Origin of the sequence: Paenibacillus sp. FSL P4-0176 (genome assembly GCF_037975265.1) — a bacterium.
GTDB lineage: Bacteria > Bacillota > Bacilli > Paenibacillales > Paenibacillaceae > Paenibacillus > Paenibacillus amylolyticus.
On the sequence record NZ_CP150242.1, the window covers coordinates 5,918,263 to 5,929,267 of the forward strand.

Below are 11,005 nucleotides of genomic sequence, written 5' to 3' on the forward strand. Positions count from 1 at the left end.
GGCTTCAAGCCCCCTTAATGTTTCAATATAGAATGAACAATGAAGTGTACCCCTGACCATCTTGATGGCATAGGAACTTTCGATCATTTGCAATTCTACTGTTCATTCTATAGAAAAACAACCAATAACTCAACTCATAGATCTGGTAAATAGCGTAACCCTTCTGCCACCGTACGTAATGCCTAGTTTATAGTACACTTGCAGTCCTGTACCTTTTAGTGTGTGTTCAAAAGTCTGTTTTTCGACTCTTTAAACAACTTTGATCAGCGGCGCAAGCCGACAGTAACGATCTCGCATGAATCTGTCTGTATGTTCCATTCCTTGGTGGCAAATGATAATGTTGATGCCTCTTCTATGCTGTTGAGATGAAGTATTTCGCCCTCTTCCTCCAGGATGTTGCTTTTGTATGCCGTTTCGAATGGCTGCGGATTCGCTTGTGATGTTGCAAGCTTCAACGTGGCAGAGTCGGTGGTCATATTGAACCAGCGTAACATGACATCGCCGGAATCTTCATTCACCTTGAGTGAAGAAAAAGCCAAGCCGTCTCCTTGCCATGCAAACGGTGTGTTGTTAGGTGTCAGATAACCCGTGTGTACTTCGGTTTGTGCCAGCGTCCAAGGAACCTGGAACTGATACGCCTCGATATATGCACCTGATGCTGCACCATTGCCATCGTGGGGAATGATCTCGACTTTAAATGTATGTTCACCAAGGCATTGTGCTTCAGGTGTCGGGAACAAACCCCAGTCTCCAAGTTCGCCCACAGCACGAAGCAGCGTAACGGCGATGGTGTTGCGACCATCCTGAAGGACTTCATATTCATTCAGGCCCAGATTGGCAACGACCAATCCGGCGTCCTTTTCACTCACATCCACAAAATTCTGTTGATGCTGTGTATTGCTTGGATTTTGCCACTCCGGTGCAGGCTTGTTATCACGTGTTGCAATTTCGAACATAGAATCCACATGGTGAACAGCAGATACAAGATCCGTTGGGAAAAGAGTACGCACCCGATGATCCTTCGCCTGATTGTTAAAGGTTGTTTCCATTTGCACTCCTTTTCCATTACGACTGAGGGATACAACCGTGCGAATCTGGAGCGGAATCATTTTCGTTGAACGCTGGGCTTTGCGATGTGGATAATAAATCAGTTCTCGCTGTTCCTGATCCAGCATCTCATCTGCTGACTCCGGTATTTCCCAATGATGAATCACCTCGATCGAGGCTGAGTATGATGTATCTTCTAATACCCGAATCTCGGCCTGAAGCGCTTGTGTTGTCCACGCCACTTCGTTCTCTGGCTGCTTGAACATGTATTCATTGCCGATATCACCCACATTTTCGTACACGCCAAGGTCCTTGTAAGTCCGGCTTGTTCGTTTGTCTGTGAGTGTGAATGAACCGTTGTCTGCAATCGTGACGATCAAATGTTGATTTTCCATGCCACGTTCACCACGCAACAGCGTAGTCGTTTTCGACGGAGTACCACTCTTAGCATCATCCGCAACGTTGACCAATGCATAGGTTTTTAGTCCAAATGCAGCTACATTTTCTGTTTCAAAACGAATACGTACTCGCCGACAACTATACGGTTGGCGGAAGCGATCATCCGGCAGATCATAGCCGAATTGTAGACCCAGATCCTCCACCGTACATGGAATGTGGTTACCATTTTCATCTACAAGTACGCGGTCTGACAGGTCAACGGCTTTCATCTGCGTCGCCATCTCTTCCAACGTATGTCCATCCCGGAAATACAACCGAGCCGCGTCCAGTTCCATCTGAACTACACCGCTGCGTTCCCAACCCGTTGTATTAAATACCACAACAGGTCGAGCCTGCTCGCCGTAACGCTCAAATATGGAGGTATCGACAGCTGTAGTAATCTGGCTGGTGCTCTCTTCAATTAAAGCCTCTGCTACATGACGGCTCTTATCAAACCGTGTCACCATCTCGCGATGCACCTCATCCACACTGCATCCACAGATGCTGTCATGCGGATGATTTTGCATCAGCGTTTTCCAGGCATACGTCAGTTGATCATGTGGATAGGCATGTCCAAGCAGATAGGCGTAGGATGCCAGGGGTTCAGCCACTTTTTCCAGCATAGTCTGGCCCAGCTGGTTCATCTGTTTCAGATACACACGAGCCGAGGCGGTGTTCACCAGAGTTCCCCAGCCATCGGTACGCTGACTGCGCAGTTCGCCTTTGACCGTGGACAGTTCATGTTCAGACGATGCTCTCAAAGCTTCCAGATAATCCGGAAAGTTGGAGTGAATGAACTCGATATCGGGATGTAATTGTTCAGCCATGCGAATCGCTTCTGGCAGATCTCGCTGAATCGGCTGGTGATCACATCCGTTCATGTACAACAACTCATTGGTCGATGCATATTTCTCGGCATCTGCAAGCTTGGTTTCCCAGAACTTGCGGGCCGATTCCTCGTCTACAGGAACTTCATTTCCGTTGGAGTACCAGTTGGCAAACAATACGCCGAGCACTTTTGATCCGTCTGGTCCTTCCCACATCAGCTCCGAGAAGCTTGATTCATATCCGGCATCCGATACCGTATTGTTAAATCCCGTCGGCTTCACACCACGTCCAAAAAACACATTATCAATGCCTGATTGTTGCATCAGCTGCGGAGTCTGTCCGACCAATCCAAATGTATCGGGAAAGTAACCAATTTTCGAAGGGGTGCCGTAACGTTTGGCGTCCTTATGTCCAACCTGCATGTTGCGCACATTGGCTTCTCCGCTCGTCAGAAACGCATCCTGCAAAATGTACCATGGTCCAATCACAATCCGCCCATTGCGGATATGTTTCTCCAGTCTTTCCTTCTGCTCCGGTCGAACCTGAAGATAGTCATCGATAATAATCGTTTGTCCATCCAAATAAAAGCTTTTATAGTCCGATCCCTCATCAAGCTGATCCAACAGTGAATCGACGAGCTGAATAAGACGCATATGATGCTTCTCATACGGCAAATACCATTCCCGATCCCAGTGGGTATGCGAAATAATATGTGCTCTCTTTTTTTTGGTCATCGTGTTATCCCACCTCTTTCATCTTGTTGTACAATCTCAACATCATCAGGGCGATACACCGCAGTCAGCTTTCCGGAAGCATCTGTCGCAAACAGCACCGAACGATTTTTCTCCAATTGGAACGAGTACGATACACCTGTACGTTGATCTCTCACGTGAACTTCATGGTTCAAGGCAAATTCCGATACAAATACATACATATTTCCTTTTGGAAAACTCAGCTTCCGTCCATAGATCCCTGCGATATCTCCGCCAGATATCCATTCCAACTCCTGTTCGATGCCCGAAATCTCGGTTGCATAACGATACAATTCAGCAAGTGGCTCGTCCCGTCCATTTAACTCGAGCGGCAGTGGAGTCCAGATTAATTTCCCTTTACCCAAAGGCAAAACGGTTACTTCATCTGCTGTACCTTTATCCCCATGAAGCAACGTCTCCTTGGCCACCTCGGCGATACGACGCCGTCCGTAGGTCACCCGGTGATTCACGCCGTTAATATTCAGCAGTTCTTCCCGCTGTACGTTACCCAGACTGCGTTTACCTACGATATGATCGGCCCGGTCAGTTGCCTTCCAGTATGCGTCCAGTCCTAGCGGCCCTGTAATGAGCAGGCTCGTGCCTTCCTTCTCCGCAAACGTGAGCAATTGTTGAAGTGCATCGCTCTCCATATTGTGCGGACTCGGTACGATAATCAGTTTCGGTGGCTGCTGCTCCAACGCTTCCAGATGATATTCGGATAACGCACGGAATGGCAATTTCAGATCATAGGACATCACGCGAGTAAGCTTTGTTGTGGCATCATAGGCCAGGGCACGGTTGGAGAAGTCATTGGAATACGGGAACACCACTGCAATATCCTCCAGCTCACGGTCTTCAAAGAGATCACGAATGCCATGCATGAATCGGCCAAAATCATAAGATACATCCGCCTCGGGTTTCTCCGTACCATCTGCACGAAGGGCCCCAATATGGGACTCATTGGCATTATCCATATAAAAGTTGGTGTTCCAGATCCATTGCACGGCGCCAGCGCCGCCTGTCGAGAAAGCATAGGCGTACTTGCGTTCGAGAATGCCACGAAGCTCTTCTTCCGTACGTTTGGCTCGCCCATCCGGGGTTTCCACATACATGATGCCCGTCTCCTGAATGAGATTTGGCTTATGTGGCGTTTTAGCGAAAATGCCATCCCAGATCAGATCATCGTTTAACCACCAGGAGTGCACGGTTGTATAATCCACTTCACGTTCATAGAAGAAAGGCGAAGGACGCTGTGCACCAAGGGCTTCATCCTGTCCCACAGTGACCAGATGATTCGGTACCAGATCCTTGATCGTACCTACAAGCTCTCTTGCCCAAACATTGTGCATCTCCATAGAGAAGAGACAGTAATCGAGCCAGCGTGTTCCCTTTTTGGCCTTGTGCATGTCCTGTACATCAAAGTTAATCTCTTCCGCCTCCGGGATCACCGCGGCAGCAAAGTTCGGAAGCTGCTTCGGTGACATGTTCCATGCCTCCTGCAACGCCTCAATCGTCTGATGCCGTTGTTCAAGCCAAGCGATAAAAGCCTGCTGTTCATACGAATCCCTCGCCGAGCGTGGGCCAGCTGAGAAGATACGTACTGGATCGAACATCGATGGCTCATTAATCAGATCCCAGTCCACATGTGTTGTATGCGTGTGACGACTGACGATGCTGCGGATGAAACGTTTCTGTGCTTCGACACTCTGCGGGTCCAAATACGGATTCGTGCCTTCCCATGTCTCTGGTGTAAAGGAGAAGAAAGTGAACGTGACCTGCAAGCCGTGGCGTTTCGCCGTTAAAATAAATGCATCAATGGCACGAAGCACATCCTCTGCCATATGTCCGTCCACCTGCATCATGTTGCGATAGGCGGTCCAGATTCCTGTCCGAATCCAGTTGATGCCGGCTTTTGCCATCTGGGCCATGTCTCGATCCCAAACATCCGCATTCGGCAGAAACAGAAATTTCCGTGCCACATCGGAGGTCATGTAGGTCATGCCCACAACTGGGAGAGGACGTCCGTCTTTTACAAAATAGTCCCTGCTGCGGGTAATCACTTCCCCTTCTGCCAGCAGTGCAGCATCCTTTCCCCAGAAGCCTTGACGCAAGGTCCGAACTTCACCGTCAGGAGCCTGCGCGTGGCATATGATCCGATACAGCCCACTTTCAATGGATACCGGGAGAAGTATACGTTCGAAACGCTGCTCACCGGAAAGTTCCATCTCCAGTCGATGGCTCCATACCTTCTCCGTCGTGCCATTTGTGCGATCTTCATGCTCGACTGTTATGTCGAATGCCCACAGCTCGGACTCGGTAAGTCTGTTGCCTGCTCGCTGTAAAATCTGGCCTTGCAGCATGAGTATAGCCCTCTCATCTGGCTCATACGAAGCATAATTCGTTTTCAGGGATAGCTCGGTTACACCTTGCGCACAGAATTGCGCCCATTTCACAATCTCGTCAGCGCCATCCTGCGTCCAGAATGAGGTGGTCAGTGGTAAATGCACAAACATCCAGCGTGAACCAACGAAACTCCCGCGGGAGTTTTCCCACAGAACGACCGGAGCGGCGATGCTGCGTCCATCCTTATTCATTCCACGAAGTAACGGGTAAATCTGCGTGCTCATCGGTCCTGATGACCCCATCTGGTGAGGCAGATCACTTGTTTTGGTTGTATGTGGAACCAGATTCCATGTATTTGCCTTCTCGAACAGCCCCTCTTTCCCAGTGAGAAGCGGGAGCTGTTCGGATGAAGTGTACGATTGCACATTGGCAGAAGATACGTTCAGTGCCTCATGAATATAGAGTTCCTGATGATACGCGGTCTGCTCGGACTCTACAACCCATGCCCCATTTTCATATCGAACCGGACGTTTGAAGGGTGCACCCCCCACACTGATCAGGCTTCCGCCCTGATGCAAGTAAGCTGCAATCTCCGTCCAGGCGGACTTGGGAAAATAGGGTGCATGCAGATTGACCAGACATCCTTCACCTGCTGTGGTCTTCAAAGCCTCTGCAAGTTCTTCGGCGTTTACAACGGTGATCTCTTCTACTGCTTTCCATGCATTCAGTGCCTGTGGAGTTGGCATAACGCCTTCCATCGGAAACGTAGGATCAGCGAAGATAATCAGCTTTTTATCATTAGGTTGGATACTCATAACAGGCCATCCTTCATGGATTTATACACCAACTGGGAGAACAGGCTGTTGGACCATGCAAACCATTTGCGTGTAAAAATCGTTGGATCATCGGCGTGGAAGCCTTCATGCATATAACCTGTATCCGCATCCGTTGCTTCGAGCATGCGAATAATCTCCAGTTTCTCCTCGGAAGACTGCGCAGTCAGTCCTTGCATGGACAATCCCATATGCCAGATGTAATCTGGTGGTGTGTGCGGACTTCCGATCCCTTTGGCAACCTTGCCCTCATAATAGAACGGGTTCTCTTTGCTCAGAGCGAAGCGGCGCGTATTCTGGTAGATCGGATCATCCGCTGTGACGTAACCCAGATATGGAATGGACATGAGTCCCGGTGTACCCGCATCATCCATGAGACAGTGGTTGCCATAACCGTCCGTCTCGTACGCATAGATCGGTCCAAATTCGGGATGACGATAAATCCCGTACAGCTGAATACCGTGATCTACGTCCTGCTCCAGATCCTTCAATTCCTGCAAAAGTTCCATATCCCGGAACACCCACTCGGCAAACTCCTGCATTTGGCGCAGAGCTACAACCGCGAACATGTTGCCAGGGATATTGTAGTGGAAATCACACGCATCATCACTGGAACGGAAACCGGACCAGATCATACCCGTGTAGTTGACTGGCATACCTTTTCCGTGATTGCGCAGGGAATCTGTTGGGATACCGTTATTGCGAGTGAAGCGATATGGAGATTGTTCCATGTGATGCTGTTCAACTTTGAACAGGTCAACGATTTTACGCATCGCTGCTTTGAAGCTTGAATCGAAAATGTCAGTTAGCTCGGTTTCCTTCCAATATAAATAGGCCAGGCGCACAACGAAACATAATGAATCAATCTCAAATTTGCGTTCCCACACCCAAGGTGACATCTCGGTCTCGTCCGTGGTGTTCCAGTGCCAGTCGTTGGCCGTCTCATTGAAGGCATTGGCATACGGATCGATGTGAACATATTGGATATGACGTTTGATCAGCCCGCCAATAATGCGTTGCAGGTCCTCGTCTTCTTTTGCAAACGGAATGTAATGTACCATTTGCTCCACAGAATCACGCAGCCAGGAAGCCGGAATATCTCCTGTGATCACAAAAGTGGTACCGTCCTTCATCAACTTCGTTGTTGTTTCGATAGTGTTGGGGAAGCAGTTTTTGAATAATTGAAGCAGTTTTGGTCGGTGAGCCAGTTTCTGTTCTGCTTCTTTGAGCACAGCCTGAATAGATTGTGGCAAGCCAACAGGCGGCATTGGTATTTTGGGTAATCTGAACTGTTCCATGGATGAGTGCAACTCCTTAAACAAATTGAATGGTGTAGCTATACAGGATGAAACAAAAAATTTACACGGGACCACTGCGCGGTCAGAAATATCCTCCGATCGCTGTTATCCCCAGATTTTTTTGATTCCCTTTTCTAAAGGGTAAAATCTGGGGATAAAGGCGAACGCTTCGCTTCTTCGAATTCTTTCTGTCCTCTCCGTTAACGTGTGAATTTTTAGTTGAACATGTATAGCTCAAAAATATTTCAAAAAGGTTTACCGCAGTAGCACGGTTTGTATTTGGTAAGGTTTAAAAGATAATGTAAACTGGCCATTGGTATGGGCCAGTGGTTTGACTGGTTCTTCAAGTGCGTTGGAGTGATACGCTTGCTCAAAGGCATGTGGCCATTGCAATGTGATGTTTTCGCGTTTGCCTGACGATTCATAGAAACGCAGCACGGTGCCTGGTCCATCCTCTGCCATTTTGACCGTATCTAGAATGACATGGTTACTATTAAAGTTAATCCAGGAGCCTGTTGCTGGACGTACAGGTGCCGCAATTGCAGTTGCATCTGCAATTGGATCGACTCCAGTCCCTGTGCTTGGCTGCACCTGCTCTATCTGCTGCTCTTGTTGTATCTGGCCCTTTTGTTGAACTTGTTTCACTTGCTGTACTGTCACCTCATGATTCAGCTCGGCAGCCTGACGTACGGTGTGTGCAGTTCGCCAGTCTCCGTCGTGAGGGTAGAGGGAATAGGTGAATTCATGTTCTCCCAGATCGGCTGTGCGATCAGGCCATTTGGGTGCACGCAGTAGGGACAAACGAATGGTGCTTCCCTGCACGTCGTACCCGTACTTGCAGTCATTGAGCAGGCTCACGCCGTATCCATATTCGGATACATCCGCGAAGCGATGTCCACAGACTTCATACTGGGCTTGCTCCCAGCTTGTGTTGCGATGTGTTGGGCGTTCCAGTGCGCCAAATGGAATTTCAAATGTGGCCTTGGAAGTCACCACATCAATCGGGAAACCAACTTTCAGAAGTTTGTGATTTTCGTTCCAGTTCACCTGTGTCTGGAAGTCGATACGTCGTGAATCATGATAAAAGACGATATCTTGTGTGATTTCCGATTGATGTAGCTTCCAATGGAAACGCAGGATATCCTTCGTTGTACCCGCCAGCACCAGCTTTTTCTCCAACAGTTCCACTTCGCCAGCAATCTGTTCCTCATAACGACTGTCGATATCCCATGCATCCCAGAGCGTTGGACGATCGTGGAAGAAGTGAAGTTGATTACCACGTTTTCCCGGCTTCAGCATCTCACGCTCTGCATTTTTATCCCACAGGCGGGTGATCTCCCCACGTTCATTGAACTGCACATGGTAAAAGGCGGTATCCCATGTATCATTAAAGGTTGGTTGTGCGGCAAGGGTGGTCATTTCCCGTACATTCGTTTCCCTTGTATTTTCCGGTACAAGCCAAATCGTTTTATATCCAAACGCCGGAATGTCTGTCACGAGAATAGACATGCTGCCATCCTCCCGATCCATCCGCAAGCGCTGACCTTCTTCATCGATGCCGTAGCGATCCAAACCATCCTGCACAGGAAGTTGAACGACTGCACTCCGTTTCCAGCCCAGGCTGTTGAATACAACATAGGCTACTGAACCTTCCGGTCCATCTGTGTTGATACCCGTTGTCAATGCAGCAATGCCTTGATCCAGTCCGGTTCTGCCCAATTCAAATACCTGTACATATTCCTCATTCGAAGTGACGTAGGACTCCGTAATTGCCGAGCCCGGTATAATATCGTGGAATTGATTCAGCAACATTAATTTCCAGCCTTCATGCAGTGCTGAACGCACTTCAGCTTCTGCATCTGCCTCCATATCTGGCAGAGCGAGTGTATTCCACAGCTCAGCTTCTCGATACAGAACCTCCGCTTTCCGGTTGTTGCGCTTATTGCGCGCATGGGTCGTGTAGGTTCCCCGATGTAACTCCAGATACAGATCGCCATGCCACTTCGGAAGTACAGGTTGCTCCTTTTCAATTCCGGCAAAGAAAGCTCCAGCTGTACTATATCGGCTCGCAGGCTGTCCAACCATCAGGTCTGCGCGATCCACATACTCCAGCATCTCGCGTGTTACGCCACCGCCGCCATCTCCGTGTCCGTATAGAAGCATGTGCTCCGGATGTGCTGCTTTCTCACGGTAGGACTGCCAGTGATCATGAATGTCCTTCGGCAGTGTGTGTTCGTTAACCCCATGATTGAGGTAGGACAGGATCGGTGTACCGTCAATACCCACCCAATGGAAGAGATCGTATGGAAACACATTTGTGTCGTTCCATCCGAGCTTTGTTGTCATGAAATATTCCACATTGCCATGCTTCAAAATCTGCGGCAGGGAGGCACAATACCCAAACGTATCCGGCAACCATTCAATCTGTGATGTTTTACCAAACTCCTCCATATAGAAACGCTGACCATATAACATCTGGCGAATCAGGGACTCCCCGCTTGGGATGTTCAGATCCGGCTCAACCCACATACCTCCAACCAGTTCCCAGCGACCTTCTACAATCCGCTGCTTCACCCGTGCATACAGCTCGGGATCATGCTCCTTCAGAAACGCATATAATAAGGGTTGGCTCTGGGAATAAACATAGTCCGGATATTCATTCATGAGTGCATCCACGGTGGAGAAAGTACGGCTCGTTTTGCGTACCGTCTCACGTACAGGCCACAGCCAGGCAATATCAATATGGGACTGTCCCACCATATGCTCCAGACCTTCCGCGTTTCCGCCAATCTCACGCACATGATGCTTCAAATTATTCTCAATCTGACGAATACCCTCACCCTGCTCAATCTCTTCTGCTGACATGCCTACAAATTGATCCATCGCACGATATACCAGTTCTAACAGGCGAACCCGCCGAAAGTCACTTTCCGGTAGCAACACAGCCGAATCACGCACAATAATGACGGTATACATCAGACTACGAACCGCTTCATTGGGTCTCACCAGCAGGCTCGTAATTGATGTGATCGGTGGCTGAATAACCGCCTGTTGATTCAACGGGTCTACAGGTTCAGGTACCGGATCAAACATCTCGATCTCCAGTTCTGGAGCGTTTCCGACTTTGGATGGATCAAGCGTGACGTAGGTATGATTGCGGTCAAGGCCCTGATAAGAGTTCCCATTTACCCGAAGCAAGCCTTCTCCGCCTGTCTCAAATACAAGCCCATAAGGTGTTTGCTGCCATGTAGCAGGAATCTCCAAACGTGTTCTAAAGAAATAAGTCGTTCCCTGTTTGCTCGGAAAACGATCAAAATCTTGCCCTTCGGGGTACTCACCCTGATCCTCGTACTGTCCTGGCACATGATAATAAGCGCGGGTAATGTCCCAGCTGCGCAGCTGTAATTGCTCCAGCCACTGATGTTCGGACAACTCGCGAATAAATCGTCTGATACGTTCCAACGTC

4 protein-coding genes are annotated in these 11,005 nt (G+C 49.0%); all 4 read right to left on the reverse strand.

All coding sequences use genetic code 11. From position 1 onward, the window contains the following. Positions 1-263: 263 nt before the first annotated feature. Complete coding sequence (locus MKY95_RS27350) at positions 264-3,047, reverse strand: alpha-mannosidase (RefSeq protein ID WP_076319794.1); 2,784 nt, start codon at positions 3,045-3,047, stop codon at positions 264-266. Next, positions 3,044-6,223 carry a beta-galactosidase gene (locus MKY95_RS27355; protein ID WP_076319795.1) on the reverse strand — a complete coding sequence of 1,060 codons (3,180 nt, stop codon included), beginning with the start codon at positions 6,221-6,223 and terminating at the stop codon, positions 3,044-3,046. Before MKY95_RS27355 ends, MKY95_RS27350 begins: the two co-directional genes overlap by 4 nt. Continuing rightward, positions 6,220-7,539 (reverse strand): glycoside hydrolase family 125 protein, encoded by a 1,320-nt coding sequence (locus tag MKY95_RS27360; protein WP_076319796.1) that lies wholly within the window; start codon positions 7,537-7,539, stop codon positions 6,220-6,222. Before MKY95_RS27360 ends, MKY95_RS27355 begins: the two co-directional genes overlap by 4 nt. A 255-nt stretch (positions 7,540-7,794) precedes the next feature. Beyond that, on the reverse strand, positions 7,795-11,001 hold the full coding sequence (locus MKY95_RS27365; RefSeq protein ID WP_339195369.1) for an alpha-mannosidase: 3,207 nt from the start codon (positions 10,999-11,001) through the stop codon (positions 7,795-7,797). Positions 11,002-11,005: the final 4 nt, after the last annotated feature.